This window comes from Jeongeupia naejangsanensis (genome assembly GCF_016865585.1).
Lineage (GTDB): Bacteria > Pseudomonadota > Gammaproteobacteria > Burkholderiales > Chitinibacteraceae > Jeongeupia > Jeongeupia naejangsanensis.
In genome coordinates this window covers 122,173-147,154 of record NZ_JAESND010000010.1, presented here as the reverse complement: position 1 = coordinate 147,154, position 24,982 = coordinate 122,173, and the positions used below count along the sequence as shown (strand labels likewise).

Genomic DNA, 24,982 nt, shown 5'->3' with positions numbered 1-24,982 from the left:
CGCAGGGTGGCCGTTTGAAATAACAGGGAGATCCAACAAGATGAAACGCACCATTCTTTCGGCCTTGCTTGCCACCACTTTCCTGAGCGCCGGCGCGGCCTACGCGGAAGTCACCGTCTACGGCTCGATCCGCGAGTCGCTCGAATACGATCAACTGAAGGACGCCGGTGGCAAGGACTACAAGGGCGAAGTCCAACTGATCGACCAGTCGTCCCGCTTCGGCTTCAAGGGCTCGGATGCCCTCGACATCGGCGGCAAGGTGATCTGGCAGATCGAATCGGCGATCAAGACGTCGGGTAACGGCGGCACCGGCAACACCACCTGGGGTGGCCGCAACACCTTCGGCGGCTGGCAAGGCGACTGGGGTACCGTGCGCTTCGGCAACTACGACAGCGCCTACAAGACCCTGCTGACTTCGTCGGACCTGTCGAGCCTGTTCGACAACTTCGCCGATACCGCCGACTACAAGGGCAAGGGCGCCGTGTTTGCCCAGCTGAACAGCCGTCTGCAGAACTCGGTCAGCTACGATTCGCCGAAGTTCGGCGGCTTCCAGGTCCGCGGTTCGTGGGGCCTCGACCAGAACGCGCAGGAAGGCAACAATTCGCCGATCTACGCCGCTTCGGCCCTGTACAGCGGCTACGGTTTCGTTGGCGGTCTGGGTTACTACTACTCGGACAACCGCACCTTCGCACAGACCACCGGCCTGAGCAGCGCCGACCACATCAATGCCGATCCGAAGGCCACGCCGCCGGTTGCCGCCAACACCACCAGCGGTGCGTCGACCTGGGCGACCAACCTGGCACTGGGCTACAAGTTCGACTTCGGTCTGCAACTGGGCGCCGGCTGGGAGCACATCAACAGCGACGACGGCAAGACCGGTCAGGACTGGGACAACTACGCCGCCGTGGGCAACTACAAGTTCGGCCAGTTCGAAGTCCAGGGCGTGTACGCCTGGTCGAAGGACCAGCTGGGCGTGAGCGACAACAGCGGTGCGCAAGCGTCGCTGGGTCTGGTGTACTACGCGACCAAGCAGACCCGTTTCTACACCTACCTCGTGAACGTGAACAACGACACGAACGGCAAGTTCAAGAACAACTCGGGCTCGCTGACGCCGGACTTCAAGAACCAGGATGGCAATGCGTTCTCGGTTGGCCTGCGCACCGACTTCTAAGCCGTACCACCGTCTTCCTAGACTTCAAACCGGGCACAATGTGCCCGGTTTTTTTTTACTGGATCACGGTCTGCCCGAGCCGGATGGCCTGAATGCGGCTGCGCGTTTCCAGTGCGCCGAGCCGGGTCAGCTGGGTGCGGTTCCAGCGGACCTGGACTTCGGGCGGGGCAACGTCGAGTGCCTCGAGTTCGCGCAGCCAGCCCAGCGCAGCAACCATGTCGTCATTCGTGCGTGCCAGTGCGGCCAGACGCCGGAGCAGTTGCTGGTGCAGCGCGATCAGCCCCGCGTTCCGGACCAGTTGCCGTGCGGCCTGATAGCACTCGCCGGCGTGCGCCGGCTGGGCGGCGGCCTCGTGGGCCTGGCCGAGTGCGAACCAGCTGTGGGCTTCGCCCCAGACGCTGTGATTGGCCGAGTGCGCGGTGCGCGCCTGCGCCAGTGCGGACAGCGCCGCGTCGGGGTCACCGTTGGCGAGGCAGACGAGTCCCCGATAGTAGGGGACTTCGGCGGCCCAGACACGGTTGTTCACCTTGGTCTGCAACAGCGCGTCGGCCTCGGCCAGCGCGGTCAGCGCCCGGTCGCCCTGCTGCAGCCGGTAGGCATCGCCGCCGACATTGATCAGCGCTTCGCAGGTCAGCCGGTCGTGGCCGAGCGGTCGCGCCAGCGACAGCGCCAGCTCGTGGTAACGCAAGGCGCCGGCATGATCGCCAAGCGCGACGCAGGCCTGGCCGACGCCAAGGCAGACGCGGGCGCAGTGGTCGGCATCGCCGTTGTCGTGTGCGAGTTCCAGGCACTGCGACCACGTATCGAGGGCCGGGGCGACTTCACCGGCGGCATAGCGGGCGCGGCCGAACTCGATCAGTGCTTCGATCCGGCCACGGGTGTGTCCGGCCGCGGCAAAACAGGCCGCAGCATCGCGGAACGCCTGCTGGGCGGCGCGCAGGCGGCCGACATGCTGCCAAGCGTGGCCGAGCGTCACCATGGCCAGCGCTTCGAGTCGTGCGTCGCCGACCGCGCGTGCGCGTGCCAGCAATGCTTCGACTTCGGCGGGGGGCGGTGGCGAGCCGTTCTCGGCGTTGATGGCGATCGGCTCGAGATCGGCGAGCAGTGCATTGCGTTCATTCATTCCGGGGCTCCTTCACCGCTGCTGACGCGGTTGCCGCCGCCGCGCTGCGCCAGATAGCGCGCCAGATCGGCACGGAACAGCAGGATGTCGGCCGAATCGCCGGGCTGGCAGCTGGCGGCGCCGATGCTGACACTGACCGAGAGCGCCGGATGCAGGGTTGCCCAGTCGTAATGGGCGATGGCACGGCGGACCGATTCTGCGGCATCGAGCGCTGCAGCGGCATCGGTGGCCGGCAGGGCCAGCAGGAATTCGTCGTCGCCGATCCGTGCGAGCAGATCGCCGGGCTGGCGGTCGAGGCGCAGCAGGGCGGCCACCGAGCGCAGGACATCGTCGCCGAGATGCCGGGCGCGTTGTGCTCGGATCTCGCCGAAGCGGTCGATCGAGACCTGCAGCAGGCTGAGCGGCGCGCCGACGCCGGCATGCTCGACCAAAGCCGGTAGCCGGGCATGCAGCGCGGCACGGCTGAGCCCGCCGCTGAGATCGTCCTGTTCGGTTTCCTGTGCGGTCTGATCGCGCAGTTGTGCCAGTTCGAGCCGGGAGGCGAGCAGCTGCAGCCGCATCGCAACAGCGCCGATCCGCCGCTTGGATGCCGGAATTAGTGGTGCTGCGGGCGCAAGTGCCGCGTCGAGATGGGCAACGGCGCTGGCCAGATCGCCCCGGGTCTCGAAGAGGCCGGCCAGTTGCAGGTGTTGCGCCCGGTCGAGTCGGGCCGGATCGAGTTCGGCTGCGAGTTCGGTTGCACGGCGGCTGGCGTGCGGATCATCGCCGAGCGCGGCAAGATGGAGCCGGCAGCGCAGTTCGCCAAGGCGGGCGCCGTCGGCGAGATAGCGGTTCGCAGCGAGTGTGTAGTGATGGCTTGCCCGAGCAGGGCGAGCCGCGACTGCGAGCAGCACGGCGATCTGTTCGTTGGCGCGGGCGGCGTCGAGCGTCGCCAGGGCGGGCTCGGCCAGCGCCTTGTCGAACATGTGCTGGGCCTCGGCGTTTTCACCCAGTGCGAAAAGGTCGGCGGCCACCGCAAGGGCCGACTGCGCCTGCAGTGCCGCATCGTTGCCGGCGCGGGCGAGGTCGGCCGCGAGGAGGTCGAGTCGCAGTGCCATTGCCGCGTCGCCATGCTCGCGACCGAGCGTCGCCAGTTCGAGCCACAGCAAGGTGGCCAGCCGCGACTGGCCGTTGGCCAGTGCCGCGTCGAGCGCGCTCATCCAGGCTTCGACCGCCTGCGGCAGCAGTGCCTCGAGCAGCAGGCTCAAGCCCAGCCACAGGCCGATCTCGGCAAGATGTTCGGTTTTTACCGCCGGCAACAAGGCGCGCAAAGCGCCAGTATCGGCGTGTTCGCGCGCGATGGACGCCTGTGCGGCAGCGAGCTGCGCGCGCCAGTCGGCGGAGGCAAGGGAGGCGGAAGGCATGGTGGGCGCCGCGGGGAGCAAGGCCGTCATCGTGCCAAGCACCGACGTCGAGATCAAGCTTGCTGACAGCGTTCGTAGCAATCCGTTGGCAGCCTGTCATGATGTTGGCATGCTGAATTATGCTTATTCCAAACAAGCCGATATTTATTAACGGATTATTCTTTGGCGGCATATGGCTGCCGGGTGATAATCGCGCATCAAATAGACTGTCCAACGGACCCAACCATGCGCAAACTGATCCCCGCCTTGCTGCTTTCCGTATTTGCCGCCGCCCCGGCGCTGGCCGACGTGACCTTGCTGAACGTGTCTTACGACGTGATGCGCGACTTCTACAAGGATTACAACCCGGTCTTCGCCAAGCACTACCAGGCCAAATTCAACGACAAGGTGACGATCCAGCAGTCGCACGGCGGCTCGAGCAAGCAGGCGCGTTCGGTCATCGACGGTCTCGAGGCCGACGTGGTGACGATGAACCAGAGTACCGACATCGACGCGATCGTCGACAAGGGCCGGCAGATCAACGCTGGCTGGGAAAAGAAATTCCCGAACGAGGCCGCGCCGTTCAGCTCACTGCAGGTGCTGATCGTCCGCAAGGGCAACCCCAAGGGCATCAAGGACTGGAACGATCTGGTGAAGCCGGGCGTGCAGGTGATCGTGCCGAACCCGAAGACCTCGGGCAACGGCCGCTACACCTTCCTCGCCGCCTGGGGCTACGCGGCGAAACTGCCGGGCGGCAACGATGCCAAGGCGCGCGACTTCGTCACCGGCGTGTTCAAGAATGTCCCGGTGCTCGACGCCGGCGGCCGTGCAGCGACGACGACCTTCATGCAGCGCAATATCGGCGACGTGCTGGTGACCTTCGAGAACGAGGCCGAAATGATCGCCCGCGAATTCGGTCGCGGCGGTTTCGAAGTCGTTTATCCGTCGATCTCGATCGACGCCGACCTGCCGGTCGCGGTGGTCGACAAGGTCGTCGACAAGAAGGGCACGCGCAAGGCGGCCGAAGCCTACCTGCAGTACCTGTGGAGCCCGGAAGGCCAGGAAGTCGCCGCGCAGAACTACCTGCGCCCGCGTGACAAGGCCGTCGCCGCCAAGTATGCCAAGCAGTTCCCGGCGGTGAAGCTGTTCGGCATCGACGAGTTCGGCGGCTGGAAGGTCGCACAGAAGAAGTACTTCGACGACGGCGGTATCTACGACCAGGTCGCGGCATCGATCGCCAAACGTTAAACGCAGTCGGCGGCGCGATCTTCGGGGAACCAGAATCGCGCCGCGTGATCCGTATCAGGGCCCAAGCCGGGCAATAACAACAACAGGGGCTGCCAGCAATGGCTTTCAAACAACACAGCGTGCTGCCGGGCTTCAAGCTTTCGCTCGGCTACACGCTGCTCTATCTCTCGCTGATCGTGCTGCTGCCGCTGGCGGCGCTGATCATCAAGACCAGCAATCTCGACTGGTCGGCGTTCTGGACCATCGTCACCGAACCCCGTGTGGTTGCCTCGTACAAGGTGACCTTCGGGACGTCCTTGCTCGCGGCATTGATCAATCTGGTGTTCGGCCTGCTGATTGCCTGGGTGCTGGTGCGTTACCCGTTCCCGGGCAAGCGCCTCGTCGATGCGCTGGTCGACCTGCCGTTCGCGCTGCCGACCGCCGTGGCCGGTATCGCGCTGGCGACGATCTATGCGCCGAATGGCTGGATCGGCCAGTGGTTCGAGCCGCTGGGGCTGAAGATCGCGTTCACGCCGCTCGGCATCGTGCTGGCACTGACCTTCATCACGCTGCCCTTCGTCGTCCGCACGGTGCAGCCGGTGCTGCAGGATCTGGAAAAGGAACTTGAAGAAGCCGCCGCCAGTCTCGGTGCGACGCGCGGTCAGGTGTTTTACAAGATCATACTGCCGACGATCCTGCCGGCCCTGCTGACCGGGTTTGCCATGGCATTCGCGCGGGCCATCGGCGAATACGGCTCGGTGATCTTCATTGCCGGCAACATGCCTTACGTATCGGAAATCACGCCGCTGATGATCATTTCCAAGCTCGAGCAGTACGACTACCTCGGCGCGACGGCGATTGCCTGCGTGATGCTGGCGGTGTCGTTCGCGCTGCTGCTGGTGATCAACGGCCTGCAGTGGTGGACGGCGAAACGACTCGGACGGAGGAAATAATCATGGCGGGTGGAGTCAATAACGCGCCGCGTTCGATCGTCACGACCGAAACGCGCCCGGTCCGCATCGTGCTGACCGGCATTGCCCTGGCGTTCATCGGGCTGTTTCTGGTCGTGCCGCTGGTCTCGGTGTTCATCGAGGCGTTCCGGCAGGGCTGGCATCTGTATCTGGCCGCGCTGGTCGAACCCGACGCGCTGTCGGCTATCAAGCTGACCCTGATCACCGCGGCGATCGCCGTGCCGCTGAACCTCGTCTTCGGCCTGAGCGCAGCGTGGGCCATTGCTAAGTTCGAATTCCGCGGCAAGAGCATGCTGATCACGCTGATCGACCTGCCGTTCGCGGTATCGCCGGTCGTGGCCGGCCTGATCTACGTGCTGTTGTTCGGTGCACAGGGTTGGTGGGGACCGTGGCTGGCCGATCACGACATCAAGATCATCTTCGCCGTGCCGGGCATCGTGCTGGCGACCGTGTTCGTCACCTTCCCGTTTGTCGCACGCGAACTGATTCCGCTGATGGAAGCACAGGGATCGGACGAAGAGCAGGCGGCGATGGTGCTCGGCGCGACCGGCTGGCAGATGTTCTGGCGCGTCACGCTGCCGAACATCAAGTGGGGCCTGCTGTATGGCGTGATCCTCGCCAACGCGCGGGCGATGGGCGAGTTCGGCGCGGTCTCGGTGGTCTCGGGCCATGTGCGCGGTGAAACCAACACGATCCCTCTGCATGTCGAGATTCTGTACAACGAATACAACTTTGTCGCCGCCTTCGCGTGCGCCTCGCTGCTGGCCCTGCTGGCACTGGTGACGCTGGCGCTGAAATCGTGGGTTGAATGGCGTACCGAAAGGCTCGCCGCCGAAGACCGCCGTCACGCGACCGAAGAGTAAGGACTGAAGAACCATGAGCATTGCAATCAACGGCATTTCCAAGCATTTCGGCAACTTCGTCGCGCTGGACAACCTGCAGCTGGACATCGCTTCGGGCGAACTGCTGGCGCTGCTCGGCCCGTCGGGCTGCGGCAAGACGACGCTGCTGCGCATCATCGCCGGTCTCGAAACGCCGGATCAGGGCCAGATCCTGTTCCATGGCGAGGATGCGACCGATACGCATGTCCGCGAACGCCAGGTCGGCTTCGTGTTCCAACATTACGCGCTGTTCCGCCACATGACGGTATTCGAGAACGTTGCCTTCGGCCTGCGCGTTCGGCCGAAGAAGACCCGGCCGAGCGAGACCGAGATCAAGCGCAAGGTGCACGAGCTGCTGAGCCTGGTGCAGCTCGACTGGCTGGCCGACCGTTATCCGGCACAGCTGTCGGGCGGCCAGCGTCAGCGGATCGCGCTGGCGCGGGCGCTGGCGGTCGAGCCCAAGGTGCTGCTGCTGGACGAGCCGTTCGGCGCGCTCGACACCAAGGTGCGCAAGGAGCTGCGCCGCTGGTTACGCCGGCTGCATGACGAAATGCACATCACCAGCGTATTCGTGACCCACGATCAGGAAGAGGCGCTCGAAGTGGCCGACCGCGTCGTGGTGATGAACAAGGGCAAGATCGAGCAGATCGGCACGCCGGAGCAGGTGTACGACGCGCCGGCCACGCCGTTCGTTTACCAGTTCCTCGGCGACGTGAACCTGTTCCACTCGCGCGTGCACGACGGCTGGGCCGAAGTCGGCGCGGCGCGTTTTGCCGCCGAAGCCGGCGACAGCGACAAGGCGGTCGTCTACGTTCGCCCGCACGAGATCGAGCTGTCGCGCGTCGCGACCGAGAAGGCGATTGCCGGTGTCATCAGCCATTCGCGCCTGCTCGGTGCGACGGTCCGGCTCGAAGTCGACGTCAAGGATGCCGAAGTGGTCGAGGTCGAGCTGACGCGCGAGCGCTATCAGGAAGGCGGCTGGCAGGTCGGCGAGGCCGTCTGGCTGAATCCGCGCGAGGCCCGCGTCTACCCGGCCGCCTGATCAGGCGTGGCCTTGATGAAACGGCGAACCGCGACGGTTCGCCGTTTTCGCATTCAGGATAAAAAAAGCCCCGCCGAAAGGCGGGGCCGAGGAGCTGGAGGGCACAGGGGGCAAGCCCTCCGTTGCTATTACTTGGCTTGGGCAGCCGATGCAGCCGAAGCGTGCTTCTTGGCCTGGGCTTTTTGAACAGCCGATGCAGCCGAAGCGTGTTTCTTGGCTTGTGCTTTTTGCACGGCCGATGCAGCCGACGCATGCTTCTTGGCTTGGGTCTTTTGGACAGCCGAAGCCGACGACGCGTGTTTCTTGGCCTGGGCCTTTTGAACAGCCGACGCAGCCGATGCCTTCTTCTTCGGTGCCTTCTTGTGCTGTTTGGCGTGGACGGCCGATGCGCCCTGGGCCGAAACGGCTTCAGCGAACGACGGGGTGGCGATCATCAGGCCGGCGGCGGCGAGAACGGTAGCGATCGATGCGGTCAGTTTGTTCATGCTGGTAACTCCGGAGGATTCGAGCCGCTATCGTTGCGGCGACAGGTTCAGCATCGCATCGCGCCTTCCGGGTGTCTGTGAGCCTTGTGCGGGTCTGTGTTTCCTTATGTTGGCGCTGTCAACCGTTTGAAATGCCGGGCGTTACGCCCCGTTCTGTCCCGGATTTGTCACGCGGCGCACATACTGCCCGTCTATCATGTAGTGCATTGCGGCACGGCATGCCCTTGTCGTGCCTGGCTAGGATGAAACGATGGGCCGCATCGTGCGGCCGGACCAAAACGGGAGAATGGCATGGGACTTCTGGATCAACTGACCGGCGCCCTCGGTGGCGGCAATCAGGAAGAAGGCGCGGGCGGCCTGCTCGGTGCGCTGGGCCCGCTGCTTGAACAGCAGGGCGGCATTTCCGGGCTGGTGGAGAAATTCCAGCAGGGCGGTCTGGCCGAAGTCGCGCAATCGTGGATTTCCACCGGCCAGAACCTGCCGATCTCGGCCGAGCAGATCCAGTCGGTGCTCGGCAGTGACACCGTCACGCAGATCGCCTCCAAGCTCGGTGTCGATCCGCAGCAGGCCGCCGGACAGATCTCCGAGGCGCTGCCGCAACTCGTCGACCAGCTCACGCCGAACGGCGAAGTACCGCAGGGGGGCGACCTGCTCGCGCAGGGGCTGGGCCTGCTCAAGGGCAAGCTTTTCGGCTGATGCGCCGGCAGCAGCGAACGAAAAAGACGCCTTCCGGCGTCTTTTTCGTTTCAGCGCCCTTCGATCAGGCTGCCACGTTCGCCGTACGGCAGCTGCCGCAATGGCGAGTCGGCTGCCCGGACCGGTACCTCGTCGACGCGCGAGGGCCGCAACGACTGGGTGAAGTACAGCGGGCGCTGCTTGGTTTCGTTGAAAATCCGCCCGAGGTACTCGCCGAGCACACCGGTAAAGAACAGCTGCACGCCGCCGAGGAACAGGATGGTCACCATGATCGTCGGATAGCCGTGCACGCGGTCGCCCCAGATCAGCGTCTTGGCGATGATCCAGCTGCCGTAGGCGAAGGCGAACAGCGCCGTCGTCAGGCCGAGGTAGGTGGCGACCTTGAGCGGGCCGATCGAGAACGCGGTGATGCCTTCGAGCGCGAAATTCCACAGCTTCCAGTAGTTGAATTTCGAGACGCCGGCGGCGCGCGGGTCGCGGCGGTATTCGATCGCTTTGGTCTTGAAGCCGACCCAGGCGAACAGCCCCTTCATGAAACGGTGCTGTTCGCGCAGCTGCAGCAGCGCATCGACGGCACGGCGGCTCATCAGCCGGAAATCGCCGGTGTCGCGCGGGATGTGCACCCGCCCCGACATCCGGTTCATCGTCCGGTAGAACGCCGCCGCGGTGGCCTTCTTGACCCAGCTTTCGCCGTCGCGGACGGTGCGTCTGGCATAGACGACGTCGTAGCCGCTTTCCCATTCGCGCAGCATGTCGCGGATCAGTTCGGGCGGGTCCTGCAGGTCGGCATCGATGATGACGACGGCGTCGCCACAGGCGTGATCCATGCCGGCGGTCATCGCGATTTCCTTGCCGAAATTGCGCGACAGGTCGATGCCGGCGACGCGCGGATCGGTGTCGCACAAGCGGTCGATGATGGCCTGCGTGCGGTCGCGGCTGCCGTCGTTGACGAAGACCATCTCGCAGCGGTAACGCGGCAGGCTGTCGAACAGCGCGCTCATCCGGGCATGGAACTGTTCGAGTACGGCTTCCTCGTTGTACGCCGGCACGACGACCGACAGCAGCGGCAGATCAGTGTTCATGTCTTTGCTCCCGGAATGCCCAGAACCGGCTGCCGCCGAAGTTCCAGATCAGTCCGATCCCGGTGGTGATGATCTGGGCGATGAAGTACTGCCAGCCCAGCGTGTGGACGAACAGCGCCATCAGTGCCGTGTTGAGGCACCAGCCGACGCCGACGATGGTGAAATACTTGCTTGCCGCTTCGGCATGCGATTTGCCGCTCTTGAACGTGTACTTGTAGTTCAGTGCATAGTTGGCGAAGCAGCCAAGCACGTAGCCGACAGCCGACGCCACCGCCGCGGCGACGCCGAGATGCTCGACGCCGAACCACAGCGTCACGTACTGGATGCCGGTGCCGGCCAGACCGACGGCGGCGAAGTGAAGGAACTGGTAGTGCAGTTTTTTCATCGATGCAGACCTTGTCTAGCGACGGATCCACAGCCCGACCGGCGCCTGCCCGGCCGCGTTTGCCGGTTGCCAGCTGTAGCCGGCGGCGATGGCCTGCTGCAGCTGCGACCACGCTTGCGGGTTTTGCGCATCACGGGGCGTCCAGACGATGTAGCGGACATTCTTCAGCGTCAGCCAGGCAAGCGGGTCGGCCTGCGTGCCGGTGTAGAACGCGCGGATCTGGTCACGGGTGACCCAGACTTCGGGCGAGCTGCCGTGCCAGGTGATCAGGTGTGACGGCCAGCCGAGCAGCGACGGTTTGGCGGTGAAGGCGGCGAAGATGTTGCTGTCGGTGTAGGCGTCGCCATAGACGTTTTCGAGCACGATGCCGTCGGGCTGTCGCGCCAGTTGCGCAAGCAGGTCGCGCGCGGCCGGGTCCTGGGTGTAGACGGCGGTGGCGTCGAGCCGGCCGCGGTCTCCCGGGCTGGCGTTGGCCAGATAACGCAGCATGTCCCAGCCGTAGCTGAGCGTGATCAGTGCCAGCGAGGCGGCGACGACGACGCGAATCCAGCGGCGCGACTGGCCGAGCAGCAGCGCGCCGAGTACGGCCAGGCCGCCGGTCCAGATCCAGCCCCACCATTTCATCACCGTGTTGGTGCGCTCGAAGCGGCCGCCGGACGGATCGTCGACGAAGACGAACTCGGACAGCAGCAGCAATGCACCGAAGGCCAGCGCCGCATACAGCGTGAAGCCGCGTGTGCGCCGTTGCGCCGCGCCGGCGACGAGGCCGAGCACGATCAGCAGCAGCAGTGGCCACTGCAGTGTCAGGTACTGCAGCAGCGGCGTGTGGTCCAGCGTCGGGACGAGGCGGATCGGCGTCGACAGCGACTTGCTGGCAAAGCCGGCGAGGAAGGGGTAGAGCAGCAGGAAGGCGGCGGTACCACCGGCGATCAGCGCCGGCCAGTCGGTGCCGGGTGCGGTGGCCGCATCGGCCGGGGCGTCGGCCGGTTGTGGCCGGCGATGGCGCCATGCGGCCCAGCCGGCGACCAGCAGCGCCTGTAGCGGGAATACCCAGGTGTTGGTGGCGATCGTCACCGGCACGGTCAGCCCGATCAGCGCGGTGTTGATCCGGCGCGAGCCGCTGCCGGTCTCGACCATCGCCATCAGCGCCAGCGCCAGCAGGACGAGGAAGAAGCCGCCGAGCGGCGGGTGGTAGTCGCCGACGAAGTACTGGTAACCGAGGTTCTCGAGCGGCAGCTCGCGGGCCTCGAAGCGGGTTTCGCGCGGGTACAGCGACTGGGCGAGTTCGGTATCGAGGCGCTGGTCGTACAGGCCGACGAAGCGGGCGCTGGCCCACATCCGGTCGTTGACCTCGGCGTTCGGGTTGTTGACGTCGCCCTGGCGCACCAGATGCACCATCGGGCTGGCACCGGTGGCACCGAGCACCAGCGTGACGACGAGCAGGACCTTCAGTGCGCGGCCGGCAATGAAGCGGCTGGCGATGTCCCACGCCAGCGTGGCGCTCATGGCCATCAGGAGCGGCATGGCCAGGTTGTAGGTCAGGCCCGGCTTGATCGTGAACAGCCGCCCCATCAGCGCGGCGCCGTAGTGCTGGAAGGCGTAGTAGAAGTCGAACACCCGTGGCGGGAACCAGTGGTCGGGCGGCGGCAGCGTTGCGCCGGGCAGGTAGTTGCCGATGAAAAACAGGTCGGTGACGCGTTCGCTGGTCGGGTAGATCGACGGGTAGAACCACTTCCACATCAGTCCGTAGCCGACAAAGGCCCAGAACAGCGCTTCGCTGCGCACGAAGCCGGCGGTCCTGAGCCGGTCCTTGTCCCACCACAGCGCCAGCAGCGCGATCGCGGTCGTGAATGGCCACACGCCGGCGAGCCGGCCCCAGCCGTGGAAGTGCTCGGCGAAGAAACAGGCCAGCGTGATGCCGAGCACGCCGGTGGCGCGGGCGACGTGGAACGACGGAATCAGCCGCGAGACCACAGCCGAGACGGCGGCGAAATGGACGAGGACCAGTGCCAGCGTCAGTACGTAGTAGATCAGGGTCATGGTTGTACGGTCTCGTGCGACGTGCGGACGAACACGCCGTATTCGTCGGTGCCGGCCTGCCAGAGCGGCTGCCATTGGTAATCGGGGGCGAGGGCGGCTTTCAGCTGCGCTAGGACGACCGGGCCGCGTGCGGCGTCGAAACGGCTCCACACAAGGTAGTCGACGTGCTGGCCGATCAGCCAGGCGCGGGCCGCCGGATGCGCGCCGGCGTAGATCGCGCGGGCGGCGTCGGCGCGCTCGCCGACATACGCCGGGTTGCCGCGCCATTGTGCGACGTGCGCCGGCCAGCCGAGCATCGACGGCTGGCCGGCGAACAATGCGAACGCACTGCTCGGGCTGTAGGCGGTGCGGTCGGTGTTTTCGAGCACCAGTCCCTGCGGTTGTGCCTTGAGCCAGCCGAGAATGGCCCTGTTGGCCTCGTCGTCCCTGAGCCACGCGTCACCGGTGATCTGCCCGGCGTGCGGTCGCGGGTTGTGCCACCAGAACTGCAGCTGCGGCAGCACGAAGGACAGCGATGCCGCCAGCGGTACGACCGCGGCGATCCGGCGCCAGCGTGCCGCGCTGCCGAGGCTGATCGCGCCGAGCCAGACGATGGCGGCGGGCCACAGCCACGACCACCACTTGAGCACGGTGTTGAAACGTTGCAGCCGGTCACCGAGCGGGTCGTCGACGGTGACGAGTTCGGACAGCGCCAGCATCGCCAGTACGCCGAGTGCGCTCCACCACGCCAACCGCGCGCGCGGCCCCTGACTCAGTGCAAGCACGACGAGCAGCAGCACCGGCCACCACAGCAGCAGCCACTCGTTCAGCGGCGAGTATTCGAACGGCTTGGTCAGGACGATCGGCGTGTGCAGGCCGGCCAGCGCGAAGTAGCTCAGGAAGGGGTAGAGCAGCACCAGCGCCACGGCGACGCCGGCGGCGGTCGACGGCACGAGGCAGGGGAGCTTGCCGCGCCAGCGGTACAGCAGCCAGCCGGTGACCAGTAGCGCCATCGGCGGCAGCACCCAGGCGTTGGCGGCGATGCACAGCGTCACGGCGGCGCCGATGGCCGCGGCGGGAACGCGCACGTTGTCGGCATCACCTTCGTCGGGGCGTTCGATCCGCGCGATCAGTCCGAGGACGAACAGCAGCAGCACGAAGCCGGCCAGTGGCGGATGCACGTCGCCGAGGTACATCAAATAGGACGGCGTTTCGAGTGCCAGTTCCATCGCCGGTGGCTCGTTCGGCGGAAACAGTTGCTGGCCCGGCACCGAGTTCGACATCCGGTCGTACAGGCCGATGAAGCGGGTGTTCGCCCACATGCGGGTGACCGCTGCCGATTGCGCCGAAGCCGGGCTGGCGTCGGGAGCAACGTAGAGGACGTTCAGCAGCGGCGCGACGCCGGTGCCACCGGCGATCACCGTGGCGACGATCAGCCCGCGCAGCGCGTTCGACGCAACGAAACGCCGCGCCACCGACCACGCCAGACTGCCGATCAGGCCGAACAGCACGGCGCTGCCGAGATTCATCGCCTGGCCGGCCGAGAGGTTGAGCCAGCGGCCCATCAGCGCGACCGCGTAATGCAGGAAGGCGTAATAGCAGTCGAACACCGCGCCGGGCAGCCAGCGGTCCGGCGGCGGCAAGGTGTCGCCGCTCAGGTAGTTGCTGATGAAATACAGGTCGGTCAGGTGTTCGCTGGTCGCGTCGATGTCCGGGTAGCCCCAGCGCCAGGCCAGCGCGACGAGGAAAGGTACAACGAAGGGCAGCTGTGCCAGCCAGAAGCTGCGCTGTTGTGCGGGTCGCCAGATCAGCGCGACCGATACGGCGGTCGACACCGGCCACAGCCATGCCAGCCGGCCGAGGCCGATGAAGTGTTCGGTGAAGAACAGCACGAGGCACAGCGCGAGCACGCCACCGGCGCGCGCGAGCTGGGCGTCGGGCAGCCAGCGGTGCACGAGGCGCGCCAGCCCGGCCAGATTGACGAGCAGCAGCGCCAGCGTCAGCGCAAGGTAGATCAGACTCATCTCTTCCATCCCTGGCGCGGGTCATGGCCCGGCCTGTTTGGTACCTGTCCCGTCAGGCGGGCAAGCCTGCCGGAACCGGTTTTTATAGCGCGGCCGACACGGTCCGATGCGGGCCGGCGGATGTCAGCTGCTTTTGTCGTAGCGGTCGTTGCTGCCACTACGTTGGAAGCGAGCTTACAATCAATCGCGCGGCCGCAACAGCCCGCCGCCCGGCAGGACCGCTTGCCCGCGACAGGCGGCTGCGGTTCAATCGCGGCCATGCCGATTTCCTGCCGTCCCGCCTGCGCCGCCTGTTGCATTGCACCGTCGATCACCAGCCCGATTCCGGGCATGCCGGACGGCAAACCGGCCGGCGTGCCCTGCATCCAGCTGACCGACGACCTGCGCTGCGCGATCTTCACCGATCCGGCGCGCCCGGCCGTGTGCGGCGGACTGCAGGCCGAGGCGGCGATGTGCGGCGCCGACCGCCGCCATGCGCTGGCGTGGCTGACCGAACTCGAGCGCGCGACCGCGCCCTGACCCCACAGGACCCGAAACGATCAGAAGACCGCCATGGCGGTCTTTTTTTTCGCTCTGCTGCCAAGCGAGCGTTTGCCGGCGTTCGGACGCGACCTTGACGCGGCAGCAAGCCTGGGTGGGTTTCGGTGAAATGTTAATGAGAATTGATCGTGTTAGCATTCGCATTCCATCGTGTATGTGAACTTATTTGCCGTCGTCATGTCAGCGCTCGCTTTTCTGCTTTGCCTCTCTGCTGCCGCCTGCATTTACCTCGCTTCGCCGCATCAGCAGCTGCTGCCTGAAGCCCGTTGCGCGCGCCGTTTGCGGGGGCTTGCTGTCGCCTTGGTGCTGGCGGGCACGGGTGTCTGGATGCATGCCGCCGACGTGGCGTCCGGTCTGGTTGCCGCGATGCTGGTCGTGATGACCGCCAGTGTCGCGCTGCCGTATCTGGGCTTGCTGTTGCCGTCGCGGGCGTCGCGCTGATGTGGGGCAGGCTGAGCGCCGGCGCGCTGCTGGGCTTGCCGCTGGCCGTGTTTGCCGTCGGCACGCTGGTCTACGCCTGGCCGGGCCGCTGGCAGGACGGCATGGTGCCGGGCATGCTGGCCATCGTGCCGGCCTGGCTCGCCATCGTGGCCGCCAGCCCCCTATTCCGCAGCGCCGTACGCGCGTGGGTGGTGCTGGCACTGGCGACACTCGCCGCCTTCGCCGCACTGTCGGCCGCCAGGCTGCTGGGGGCATGACGCCATGAAGTCGGCGACGATCAGGCTGTACCAGCAACTGCATACCTGGACCGGCATCGTGGCCGGTTTTGCGCTGTTCATCGCGTTTTACGCCGGTGCGATCACCGTCTTCCACGAGGACATCGCCGTCTGGCAATCGCCGGCGACGAGAAATGCGCCGATCGAACGCATCGACGACGCCGGGCAGCGGATTGCCGCCTTCCACGCCACACATCCGGAACTCAAGGGCCAGTTCGCGATGATGTTGCCGTCGCACCACGATCCGGCACTGACCGCGTGGTGGTTCGACGCCGGGACCGGTGCATGGCAGCACCGGGCGCTGGCCCAGATCGAGCAGGGCCGCCCGCCCGCACCACAAGCCGACCTCGCCGAACTGGTCAACGAACTGCATTTTTCGCTGGGGCTGCCGGTGGCCGGCATCTGGCTCATGGGCATCGTCTCGCTGCTTTACGGGCTGGCGCTGGTGTCGGGCCTGCTCGTCCACCTGCCGTTGCTGGCCAAGGACCTGTTCGCGCTGCGGCCGGGCAGGAATCTCAAGCGTTTCTGGCAGGATGCGCACAACGTCATCGGCGTGCTGAGCCTGCCTTTCCACCTGATGTTCGCCGTGACCGGCGCTGTGTTCTGCCTCTATGGCGTCGTGTTCGCGCTGTTCAACTACGGCGTGACCGAGGGCAAGCTGGCGACCGAATTCGAACCGGCAACCAGCGCCGTCGTCACCCGGCCGCTGGCGGGGCAGCCGGCCGCGATGCTTGATCCGGTAACGCTGCTGGCGCGGGTGCGCACGGTGGCGCCGGACATGGAAGCCAACTGGCTGCGTTACATCAACTACGGCGACCGCAATGCCACGGTCGAGGTTCGCGGTGCTTCGCCCGACACGCTGGGCCCCTACGGCGGCGTCGGCGTCGACATGGTCAGCGGCGAGGTGCTGAAGTCCGAAGTGCCGGGGCAGCGCACCGTCAATCAGGCGGTGCTGGGCGACACCTACGGCCTGCACTTCGGCAGCTTCGGCGGCCGGCTGGTGCAGTGGCTGTACTTCGTGCTGGGCCTTGCCGGAGCCTTCCTGTTCTATTCGGGCAATCTGCTGTGGATCGAGGCGCGCCGCAAGCGTCAGGCGCCGGCACAGCAGCTGAAAACCTGGCGCATGGCGCAGGCCACCGTCGGTGTGTGCATCGGCAGCTGCGCGGCAGTGTCGGCGGCCTTCGTCGCGACCATGGTGGCCCATGCCTTCGGCGCCGATCCGGCAGTCTGGGCGCGCGTGGCGTGCTTCGCCTCCTTCGCGCTGTTGCTGCTCTGGTCATTCCTGCGGCCACCGGCACGCGCCGCATTCGAGTTGCTGAGCGTTGCCGCCTTGTTGTCGGCGCTGATTCCGCTGAGCAACGGCATTGCCACCGGTGACCACCTGTTCGTGACCGCCGTGCGCGGTGAATGGGTCGTGTTCGGTATCGATGCGATGGGGCTGGGGCTGGCAGCCGGTTTTGCCGCGCTGGCCCGCGCCACGCGACGCCGCGCCCGTGACGGCCAGGCCAACAGCGTCTGGGCCGGGGCGGCACCGCCTGCGATGGCCTGAAACCGTGTTTTACGACAGGCCGCGCCTGACAAGCGGCCGTTGACGATGTGTTTGCAATTCTAGGGAAAAGAACTTCATGACTCCTCCACGCACAATGCGTCCGCTGATCGCGGCGATGGCGCTGGCTTTTGCCATGGCCGATGTCCAGGCCGCCGAAACCACGCTCGATACCGTCAGCGTCAGCGCCAGCGCGCTCGAAGACGCGCAGGGCCCGGTGTACGGCTACGTGGCCAAGCGCAGCCGGACCGGCAGCAAGACCGACAGCCCGCTGACCGAGATTCCGCAGTCGGTGACGGTGATCACCAAGGAACAGCTGCAGGATCAGGCCATCAACGGCATCGACCAGTCGCTGCGCTACAGCTCGGGCGTCGTCGGCGGTGCCTATGGCGCCGATGCCCGCAGCGACTGGCTGCTGGTGCGCGGCTTCAATCCGGCGTTCTTCCTCGACGGCATGTCGCTGCCCAACGGCAGCTGGACCAGCCAGTCGCGGGTCGAGCCGTACGGGCTCGAACGCGTCGAAGTGCTCAAGGGGCCGTCGTCGGTGCTGTACGGCCAGCTGCCGCCGGGCGGCATGGTCAACATGGTCAGCAAGCGCCCGACCGATGCGCCGATGGGCGAGGTGGGCGTCGAGTTCGGCAGCTTCAACCACAAGCAGGCGACGGTCGACCTGTCCGGCCCGCTCAACAACGAAGGCACGTGGCTGTACCGGCTGACCGCGCTGGCCAGCGACGGCGACACCAGCATCGATCACGGCGAAGACCGCCGTTACTTCTTTGCGCCGTCGCTGACCTGGAAACCCGACGCGGATACGTCGCTGACCTTCCTCGCGCGCTACCAGAAATCCGAAAGCGGCAACCCCGGCGGCTTCCTGCCGGCGCAGGGTACGGTGATGCAGAACCCGAACGGCTCGATTTCGCCGTCGTTCGACCCGGGCGAGCCGAACTACGACCGTTACGACAAGGAAATGAAGTCGATCGGCTACGAGTTCGCCCACGTGGTCAACGACACCTGGACCGTGCGCCAGAACCTGCGCTTTGCCGAAACCGAGGTACTCCACGACATGGTCGGCGCCAACGGCCTGCAGGCCGACCTGAGCACGCTGAACCGCTACGTCTACACGCCGCACGACAACACGAAGATGTTCACCGTCGACAACCAGGCCGAGGCGCGCTTCAACACCGGCGCTGTCGGCCACGTCGTGCTGGCCGGTCTCGATTACCGCAAGGCCAATGACCGCCTGACCTCGGGCTACGGTTCGGCCCCGCCGATCGACGTGTTCAACCCGCAATACGGCGCCGACATCGTCACGCCGGCCACCAGCAACGACGTGACGCAGAAGCAGAGCCAGCTCGGCCTGTACCTGCAGGACCAGATGAAGCTGGACCGCTGGGTGCTGACGCTGAGCGGCCGTCAGGACTGGGTCGACACCGACGTGCGCGACAATCTCTCCGGCAAGGACAGCACGCAGAACGACCAGGCGTTCACCGGCCGCGCCGGCCTGAACTACGTGTTCGATTCGGGGCTGGCGCCGTACGTCGCGTACTCGACGTCGTTCCAGCCGACGCTGGAGCGCTCGTTCGCGGGTGATGCGTTCAAGCCGACCACCGGCGAGCAGTACGAAGGCGGGATCAAGTACCAGCCGACCGGGACCAACCACATGATCACGGCCGCGATGTACCAGACCACGCAGGAAAACGCGCTGACGGTCGACCCGGACCATGCCTTCTACTCGGTGCAGCAGGGCGAGATCCAGGTGCGCGGCTTCGAGTTCGAGAGCAAGTTCAACTTCCGCCCGGGCTTCAACGTCATGGCGTCGTATACCTTCAGCGACAGCGAAGTGACCAAGAGCAACGATCCGGCGACGCTGGGCAAGCAGGTCGCGCTGCTGCCGAAGCACCAGGCATCGCTGTGGGGCGACTACACGCTGCAAGGCGGCACGCTGGCCGGGCTCGGTTTCGGCGCGGGCGTCCGCTACGTCGGCTCGAGCTACGGCGATGCGGCCAACCAGTGGAAGGCCGATGCCTACACGCTGATCGACCTGTCGGTGCACTACGACATCCGCGACTGGCGACTGCAGCTCTTTGTCAGCAACCTGACCGACAAGGAATACGTCACCGCGTGCAACAGCATCAACTGGTGCTACTACGGCTACGAACGCACCGTCACCGCATCGGCGCGCTATCGCTGGTAACCGGTGGGACTGCAGGGAAACGGACGCTTCGGCGTCCGTTTTTTTTGGCAGCAACACCGGCTTGCCGGCCGTTCGCATCGCCCGGACGGTGAACCAATTGCCGGCTCGTGAATTTCCCTGATTGCCCGTGCCGCAAAAACGAGCAGACTGGTACGAAACCTGGAGCAGCATCATGAACACCGAACTGTGGCCCGAATTCATCAAGGCCATCAAAAAGGAAGTCGCCCCGGCCCTGGGCTGTACCGAGCCGATCTCGCTGGCGCTGGCTTCGGCCATCGCCCGCCGCGAGCTCGGCGTCCTTCCCGAACGCATCGTGGCGAAGGTATCGCCGAACCTGATGAAGAACGGCATGGGCGTGACGGTGCCGGGTACCGGCACCGTCGGCCTGCCGATCGCCGCCGCCGTCGGCGCGCTCGGCGGTGATCCGGATGCCGGACTCGAGGTGCTCAAGTCGCTGACTGCCGGGGTCGTTGCCGATGGCAAGGCCATGCTCGCGGCGCAGCAGGTCAGCGTCGGCATCGCCGAGGTGCCGAACATCCTCTACGCCGAGTCGCGGCTCGAAGCCGGCGGGCACTGGGTGCGTGTCTGCATCGCCGATGCCCATACCCGGGTGGTCCGGATCGAGAAGGACGGCGAGGTGCTGTTCGAGGCCGAGCCGGGTGCTGGCGGTGACGGGCTGGGGTACTCGCTCGCCGGCGCAACCGCCCGCGACGTTTACGATTTCGCGACAACGGTGCCACTGGCCGACATTGCCTTCATCCTTGATGCCGCCCGGCTCAACGATGCCCTCTCGCGTGAGGGCATGAAGGGCGAATACGGACTGCATATCGGCGCAACCTTGCAGCGGCAGGTACAAAAGGGGCTGCTGTCCGACGACCTGCTGACCCGCGTGCTGGTCCGCTCGACGTCGGCGTCCGACGCGCGCATGGGTGGTGCGACGCTGCCGGCGATGAGCAACTCGGGCTCGGGCAATCAGGGCATTGCCGCGACGATGCCGGTCGTCGTCGTGGCCGAGCACGTCGGCGCAGACGACGAGAAGCTGGCGCGTGCACTGATGCTGTCGCACCTGATGGCGGTGTACGTGCATGGCAAGCTGCCCAAATTGTCGGCGTTGTGTGCGGTGACGACGGCGTCGATGGGCGCCGCCGCCGGCATTGCCTGGCTGCTGCGCGGCGACTATGACGCGGTGAGCATGGCGATCTGCAGCATGATCGGCGACATTGCCGGGATCATCTGCGACGGGGCGTCGAACAGCTGCGCGATGAAGGTGTCGACGTCGGGCACGGCCGCCTACAAGGCCGTGCTGATGGCGCTCGACGACATCCGCGTCACCGGCAACGAGGGCATCGTCGCCCACGGGGTCGACGCGTCGATCGACAATCTGTGCGCGCTTGCCTGCGGCAGCATGATGCAGACCGACCGGCAGATCATCGAGATCATGGTTCAAAAGAACAGCTGCTGATTGCCTGGTCACCGGCTTGTTCGCGAGGCGAGCCGGTACGCTCCTGCGATTTCTACTCGGGGGCGTACCGGTGAATTGCCGGACTCCCCTCAGGCTCGCCGCCGCGATCGGCCCTTGTGTCCGGCGCGCAGCTGGGCCGAGGTGGCACGGCTTCCGAAGGATGCGCTGGTCGAGATCGACAGTGATCGTGTTCGCGGTGATCGAGGCCGAGGCCGGCCCCGGAAAAGGATGGCGCCGCCATCCTTTTTTTTACGTCTTCTGCATCACCGTGGCGAACAGCGGGGAGGCCAGCCAGTCGTCGAGCCAGGCGATCAGCCGCGGATACGGCGCCGCGTAAAACCACGCCTTGTCGACATGGGCGAACTGGCGCACGAAGGGGAACAGCGCCGCGTCGGCCAGCCCCGGCTGCATGCCGCCCAGATGCGCTTGCTGCGCGAGCATCGCTTCGAGCCGGGCCAGAAAGCGCTCGCCGCGCTGCCGGTAGTGGCTGGCCGGGTGCTCGGGGAAGCGTTCGGCATACTTGTAGTGATCGAGGTCGCGCTTGAAGCCGTCGTCATTGTCGGCGATCAGCGCCAGTGCGCCGGCCCGGTCCGCCAGCCAGCGTTGCGGATCGCGGGTTGCCAGCGCCCACAGCATGATGTCGAGGCTTTGCTCGATCACGCGGCCATCGGGCAGGCACAGCACCGGCACGGTGCCCTTGGGCGACGCGGCGAGCAGCCCGGCGGGCTTGTCGCGCAGCACGACCTCGTGTTGTTCGACGTCGACGCCGCTCGCGGCGATGGCGAGGCGGGCACGCATCGCGTACGGGCAGCGGCGGAAGGTGTAGAGCAGTGGTTTCATCGGTGATCGGGGCTGCCGGAAGATCAGGGGTGGTCGGCAGTATCGCGCTTGTGGCGATGCGCGTGAATGAACTCGCCGATCGGCATCGGCCGGCCGAAAAAGTAGCCCTGCAGGTAACGCACGTGCAGCGCCCGCAGGTAATCGCGCTGCGCCGCGGTTTCGACGCCTTCGGCGATCAGGTCGATCTCGAGCTTGGTCGCCAGTTCGACCAGCGTGTCGAGCAGGTGGGCCGACAACGTGTCTGCGCCGATGCGCTTGATGAAGCTCTGGTCGATTTTCAGCGCATCGACCTTGAAGCGCTGCAGGTAGTTGAGGCTGGCGTGGCCGATGCCGAAGTCGTCGATCGCCACCTTGACGCCGATCGAATCGAGCTGCATGAACAGCAGGTCGGTCTGCTCGGTCGGCTCGATCAGCTGGCGTTCGGTCAGCTCGAGCCACAGCTCGATGCTGCCCGGCGGAAAGCGGGCGAGAAAATCGCGGCAGTCGTCGAGCAGCCGTGGGTCGTTGCAGTGCGCGGCACTGATGTTGAAGCCGACGTGAAAGTGCGGGGGCAGCTCGGTGGCGTGCGGTACCAGTGCTTCGGCCACCTGGCGCATCAGGTCGCGCGTCATCGGCAGGATCAGTCCGGTCTGTTCGGCCATCGGAATGAACAGGTCGGGGCGGATCAGGCCTTCGCCGGGCAGACGCCAGCGCATCAGCACTTCGACGCCGGACCAGCGCCCGTCAGTGGCGTTGACGATGGGCTGGACGAAGGGCTCGAACTGTTTTGCATTGAGGGCGCCCTGCAACTGCGTGCGCGGCGATGCGGGACGGCCCAGCAGGCGATAACAGATGACACCGCTCAGAAGGCCGAGGCTGCCGATCAGGACCAGCAACGCGAGGTCGTAGTCCATCAGGTAACGCACGATCGAGCCTTCCGGCGAGCCGGCGACCACGGTGTAGGGAAAGTGCGCCGAGGCGATGCTGGACCGGGCCTGCGGCAGGGGCGGCACCGGTGCCTTGTGCACCTGGCCGAACTTGTCCATGTAGAGCGGGCCGACGACCAGATACAGTTCGCTGTAGTCGGAGGCGAACTGCAGCGCGCGGTGCAGATAGCGTCCGTCGATGACCGAAAGGGCACCACGCTGGTCGCGGGCCTGCCGAACGACGAGGATGGGGACCTCCGGCGTGGTGGCGTTTCCCGGACGCAGGCGGAGGCGGCCGTCGACGTAGGCTTCCAAGCCGATTGCCTGATCGGTGCTGCCGAGCAGCGAAGTGCAGTACAGGCGGTCGTGTTCGACGAGGTTGACCGACCGGACGAAGGGGACCGTGGCGACCTGCCGCTGCAGCAGCTGCCGGGTATCGTCGTTGCAGGGGCCGCCGGCCAGCTGCATCACGGCGTTGTTGCTGGTATCGGCGTTGCCCAACATCTGGTCGAGCAGGCCGATCGACTGGGCCACGACCTTGTCCGCACGCTGTTGCAGCTGCCAGCGCGCCTGCAGCGACGCCACGGCGACGCCGATGGCCGGCAGTGCCATGGCGACCAGCAACGAGACGAGCAGGCGTTTGCCCGGATGCTTCGGTTGCAGCGTTGCCAAAGGCAGATCGGCGGCGTCCGGACGACGCAAGAGTTTGGCGAGTCGAAAGGGCATGAGGTCTCGGAAAGGCGCGGGGAACGGCTGGCGAAGCCGGTTTGCCCTCATTCTAGGCAGCGGCCCGGTCAAATGCCTTGGCAGCATTTGGCAATGGCCTTTCCGATATGTTGCTTGACGATGACGCTACGGCAACGTTGCCGAACCCAATTTCAAAGAAACGTTCCCAAGCTTTGCGTCAGTGCCGTGTCGGCAAGACTGCGAACTGTGCCGGTCGGTCTGCGCGTGTCGCAGATAGTGGCCGCAAAGCGTTGAGGATGATAACAATTCTCGTTAATATGGCAGGCTGGAATGGGCGGCCCACGGGTTTCGGCCTAACGAATCGCACAAGGAAACGAGATGGAAACCAATCCCTACGGTATCGCCGCGCTCTGGGCACAAGGCGATTTCGTCACGCGCAGCGTGGCCATCCTGCTGCTGGTGATGTCGATCGCATCGTGGTGCGTGATCGTGCTCAAGGCGGCACGACTGGTCAAACTCAAGCGCCAGGCCAGCGCCGCCAGCAACGATTTCTGGCACCAGCGCGATTTCGCCGCCGGCCTGTCGTCGCTCGGCGAGACCCGTGCGTCGAACCCGTTCCGCCATCTGGCCGAAGAGGGCGCCGACGCGGTGGCCCACCACGCACACAACAAGAACGACCTGCACGGCGCGCTCAATGTCAGCGACTGGGTGACCAGCAACCTGCGCCGCGCGATCGACGACGCCCAGCAATCGATGCAGTCGGGCCTGTCCATCCTCGCCTCGGTCGGCTCGACCGCGCCGTTCGTGGGCCTGTTCGGCACGGTCTGGGGCATCTACCACGCGCTGGTCGGTATCGGTGTGAGCGGCCAGGCGACGATCGACAAGGTCGCCGGTCCGGTCGGCGAGGCGCTGATCATGACCGCCTTCGGCCTCGCGGTCGCGATCCCGGCAGTGCTCGGCTACAACGCGCTGGTGCGCGGCAACAAGGCGGTGTCGATGCAGCTGTCGCGCTTCGCGCATGACCTGCACGCCTACTTCGTCACCGGTTCGCGCGTCGGCAGCACGGCCGCGTCGCCGGCACCGGCGCTGAACGTCGTCAACGGGAGCAAGTGATGGCGTTCGGCAGCCTCGACGACAATGAAGACGTGATGAGCGAGATCAACATGACGCCGCTGGTCGACGTCATGCTGGTGCTGCTGATCATCTTCATCATCACCGTGCCGGTGATCAACCACGCGGTGAAAATGGACCTGCCGCGTGCGGCGAACCAGCCGCAGGAGGTCAAGCCGGAGAACATCGCGCTGTCGATCGACGCCAGCGGCCAGCGCTTCTGGCAGGGCGAGAAGATCGACGAGACGGTGCTCGACGAGCGCCTGAAGGCCGCGGCGGAGAAAAAGCCGCAACCCGAACTGCACCTGACCGCCGACCGCAACGTGCGTTACGAAGTCGTCGCGCAGACGATGGCGGCTGCACAGCGCAACGGGCTGGAACGCATCGGCTTCGTTACCGATCCGAAGGCGCAGTGACCGTGCCGGCGCAGGCCGGAACCCGGCCGCAACGCCGCTGAAAGACGCCCGCATTGCGGGCGTTTTCGTTTTTTTCAA

24 protein-coding genes are annotated in these 24,982 nt (G+C 65.9%); 15 read left to right on the top strand and 9 right to left on the bottom strand.

Annotated elements, in window-relative coordinates:
* Positions 1 to 40 precede the first annotated feature (40 nt).
* Positions 41 to 1,171 carry a porin gene (locus tag JMJ54_RS16840; RefSeq protein WP_203539720.1) on the top strand — a complete coding sequence of 377 codons (1,131 nt, stop codon included), beginning with the start codon at positions 41 to 43 and terminating at the stop codon, positions 1,169 to 1,171.
* A gap of 55 nt (positions 1,172 to 1,226) precedes the next feature.
* On the opposite strand, the gene JMJ54_RS16835 is transcribed toward JMJ54_RS16840, so the two are convergent.
* Both JMJ54_RS16835 and JMJ54_RS16830 read right to left on the bottom strand, forming a co-directional pair.
* Positions 1,227 to 2,294 carry a tetratricopeptide repeat protein gene (locus JMJ54_RS16835; RefSeq protein WP_203539719.1) on the bottom strand — a complete coding sequence of 356 codons (1,068 nt, stop codon included), beginning with the start codon at positions 2,292 to 2,294 and terminating at the stop codon, positions 1,227 to 1,229.
* Entirely contained in the window at positions 2,291 to 3,697 is a 1,407-nt protein-coding gene (locus JMJ54_RS16830; protein ID WP_203539718.1) for a GGDEF domain-containing protein, read from the bottom strand. Before JMJ54_RS16830 ends, JMJ54_RS16835 begins: the two co-directional genes overlap by 4 nt.
* Here JMJ54_RS16830 and JMJ54_RS16825 point away from each other — a divergent pair.
* The 5 genes from JMJ54_RS16825 (at position 3,696) to JMJ54_RS16805 (ending at position 7,797) form a co-directional block, all read left to right on the top strand.
* Positions 3,696 to 3,848, top strand: coding sequence for a hypothetical protein (locus JMJ54_RS16825; protein ID WP_203539717.1), 153 nt, complete (start codon positions 3,696 to 3,698; stop codon positions 3,846 to 3,848). The two genes, JMJ54_RS16830 and JMJ54_RS16825, sit on opposite strands and share 2 nt — an antisense overlap.
* A gap of 74 nt (positions 3,849 to 3,922) precedes the next feature.
* Entirely contained in the window at positions 3,923 to 4,924 is a 1,002-nt protein-coding gene (locus JMJ54_RS16820; RefSeq protein ID WP_203539716.1) for a sulfate ABC transporter substrate-binding protein, read from the top strand.
* A 98-nt stretch (positions 4,925 to 5,022) separates the two neighbouring features.
* Positions 5,023 to 5,856: a sulfate ABC transporter permease subunit CysT gene (gene cysT / locus JMJ54_RS16815; protein WP_203539715.1), complete on the top strand. Its 834-nt coding sequence runs from the start codon at positions 5,023 to 5,025 to the stop codon at positions 5,854 to 5,856.
* A gap of 2 nt (positions 5,857 to 5,858) precedes the next feature.
* On the top strand, positions 5,859 to 6,737 hold the full coding sequence (gene cysW / locus JMJ54_RS16810; RefSeq protein ID WP_203539714.1) for a sulfate ABC transporter permease subunit CysW: 879 nt from the start codon (positions 5,859 to 5,861) through the stop codon (positions 6,735 to 6,737).
* A gap of 13 nt (positions 6,738 to 6,750) precedes the next feature.
* Positions 6,751 to 7,797, top strand: coding sequence for a sulfate/molybdate ABC transporter ATP-binding protein (locus JMJ54_RS16805; protein ID WP_203539713.1), 1,047 nt, complete (start codon positions 6,751 to 6,753; stop codon positions 7,795 to 7,797).
* Positions 7,798 to 7,925: 128 nt separating this feature from the next.
* On the opposite strand, the gene JMJ54_RS16800 is transcribed toward JMJ54_RS16805, so the two are convergent.
* Entirely contained in the window at positions 7,926 to 8,282 is a 357-nt protein-coding gene (locus JMJ54_RS16800) for a hypothetical protein (protein WP_203539712.1), read from the bottom strand.
* Positions 8,283 to 8,573: 291 nt separating this feature from the next.
* Between JMJ54_RS16800 and JMJ54_RS16795 the strand changes: the two genes are divergently transcribed.
* Positions 8,574 to 8,978: a YidB family protein gene (locus tag JMJ54_RS16795; protein ID WP_203539711.1), complete on the top strand. Its 405-nt coding sequence runs from the start codon at positions 8,574 to 8,576 to the stop codon at positions 8,976 to 8,978.
* 50 nt (positions 8,979 to 9,028) lie between these two features.
* Here the strand turns inward: JMJ54_RS16795 and JMJ54_RS16790 are convergent, their stop codons facing one another.
* The 4 genes from JMJ54_RS16790 to JMJ54_RS16775 are packed head-to-tail and all read right to left on the bottom strand — an operon-like array spanning position 9,029 to position 14,488.
* A complete protein-coding gene (locus tag JMJ54_RS16790; RefSeq protein ID WP_203539710.1) occupies positions 9,029 to 10,060 on the bottom strand; it encodes a glycosyltransferase family 2 protein in 1,032 nt (343 codons plus the stop codon).
* Positions 10,050 to 10,445: a GtrA family protein gene (locus JMJ54_RS16785; RefSeq protein ID WP_203539709.1), complete on the bottom strand. Its 396-nt coding sequence runs from the start codon at positions 10,443 to 10,445 to the stop codon at positions 10,050 to 10,052. The genes JMJ54_RS16790 and JMJ54_RS16785 overlap by 11 nt, the downstream gene beginning before the upstream one ends.
* A 15-nt stretch (positions 10,446 to 10,460) precedes the next feature.
* Complete coding sequence (locus JMJ54_RS16780) at positions 10,461 to 12,485, bottom strand: DUF2298 domain-containing protein (protein ID WP_203539708.1); 2,025 nt, start codon at positions 12,483 to 12,485, stop codon at positions 10,461 to 10,463.
* Complete coding sequence (locus JMJ54_RS16775) at positions 12,482 to 14,488, bottom strand: DUF2298 domain-containing protein (protein WP_203539707.1); 2,007 nt, start codon at positions 14,486 to 14,488, stop codon at positions 12,482 to 12,484. The genes JMJ54_RS16780 and JMJ54_RS16775 overlap by 4 nt, the downstream gene beginning before the upstream one ends.
* Positions 14,489 to 14,746: 258 nt before the next feature.
* On the opposite strand from JMJ54_RS16775, the gene JMJ54_RS16770 reads away from it, so the two are divergent.
* The 6 genes from JMJ54_RS16770 to JMJ54_RS16745 all read left to right on the top strand — a co-directional run bounded on the left by JMJ54_RS16770 (position 14,747) and on the right by JMJ54_RS16745 (position 20,946).
* Positions 14,747 to 15,007: a YkgJ family cysteine cluster protein gene (locus JMJ54_RS16770; RefSeq protein WP_239000155.1), complete on the top strand. Its 261-nt coding sequence runs from the start codon at positions 14,747 to 14,749 to the stop codon at positions 15,005 to 15,007.
* A gap of 198 nt (positions 15,008 to 15,205) precedes the next feature.
* Complete coding sequence (locus JMJ54_RS16765) at positions 15,206 to 15,469, top strand: hypothetical protein (protein WP_203539706.1); 264 nt, start codon at positions 15,206 to 15,208, stop codon at positions 15,467 to 15,469.
* Entirely contained in the window at positions 15,469 to 15,726 is a 258-nt protein-coding gene (locus JMJ54_RS16760) for a hypothetical protein (RefSeq protein WP_203539705.1), read from the top strand. Before JMJ54_RS16765 ends, JMJ54_RS16760 begins: the two co-directional genes overlap by 1 nt.
* Positions 15,727 to 15,730: 4 nt before the next feature.
* Entirely contained in the window at positions 15,731 to 17,293 is a 1,563-nt protein-coding gene (locus JMJ54_RS16755; protein ID WP_203539704.1) for a PepSY-associated TM helix domain-containing protein, read from the top strand.
* A 76-nt stretch (positions 17,294 to 17,369) separates the two neighbouring features.
* Positions 17,370 to 19,484 (top strand): TonB-dependent siderophore receptor, encoded by a 2,115-nt coding sequence (locus JMJ54_RS16750; RefSeq protein WP_203539703.1) that lies wholly within the window; start codon positions 17,370 to 17,372, stop codon positions 19,482 to 19,484.
* 172 nt (positions 19,485 to 19,656) lie between these two features.
* The gene (locus JMJ54_RS16745) at positions 19,657 to 20,946 is read left to right on the top strand and encodes an L-cysteine desulfidase family protein (RefSeq protein WP_203539702.1); all 1,290 of its coding nucleotides are present in this window, start codon (positions 19,657 to 19,659) and stop codon (positions 20,944 to 20,946) included.
* 249 nt (positions 20,947 to 21,195) lie between these two features.
* Here JMJ54_RS16745 and JMJ54_RS16740 read toward each other — a convergent pair whose 3' ends face one another.
* Both JMJ54_RS16740 and JMJ54_RS16735 read right to left on the bottom strand, forming a co-directional pair.
* Positions 21,196 to 21,786 carry a glutathione S-transferase gene (locus tag JMJ54_RS16740; protein WP_203539701.1) on the bottom strand — a complete coding sequence of 197 codons (591 nt, stop codon included), beginning with the start codon at positions 21,784 to 21,786 and terminating at the stop codon, positions 21,196 to 21,198.
* 23 nt (positions 21,787 to 21,809) lie between these two features.
* Complete coding sequence (locus JMJ54_RS16735) at positions 21,810 to 23,417, bottom strand: EAL domain-containing protein (protein WP_203539700.1); 1,608 nt, start codon at positions 23,415 to 23,417, stop codon at positions 21,810 to 21,812.
* A 339-nt stretch (positions 23,418 to 23,756) separates the two neighbouring features.
* Here JMJ54_RS16735 and JMJ54_RS16730 point away from each other — a divergent pair, with 339 nt between their 5' ends.
* Positions 23,757 to 24,491, top strand: a complete 735-nt coding sequence (locus tag JMJ54_RS16730; RefSeq protein WP_203539699.1) for a MotA/TolQ/ExbB proton channel family protein — start codon at positions 23,757 to 23,759, stop codon at positions 24,489 to 24,491.
* Positions 24,491 to 24,904 carry an ExbD/TolR family protein gene (locus tag JMJ54_RS16725; RefSeq protein ID WP_203539698.1) on the top strand — a complete coding sequence of 138 codons (414 nt, stop codon included), beginning with the start codon at positions 24,491 to 24,493 and terminating at the stop codon, positions 24,902 to 24,904. The genes JMJ54_RS16730 and JMJ54_RS16725 overlap by 1 nt, the downstream gene beginning before the upstream one ends.
* Positions 24,905 to 24,982: the final 78 nt, after the last annotated feature.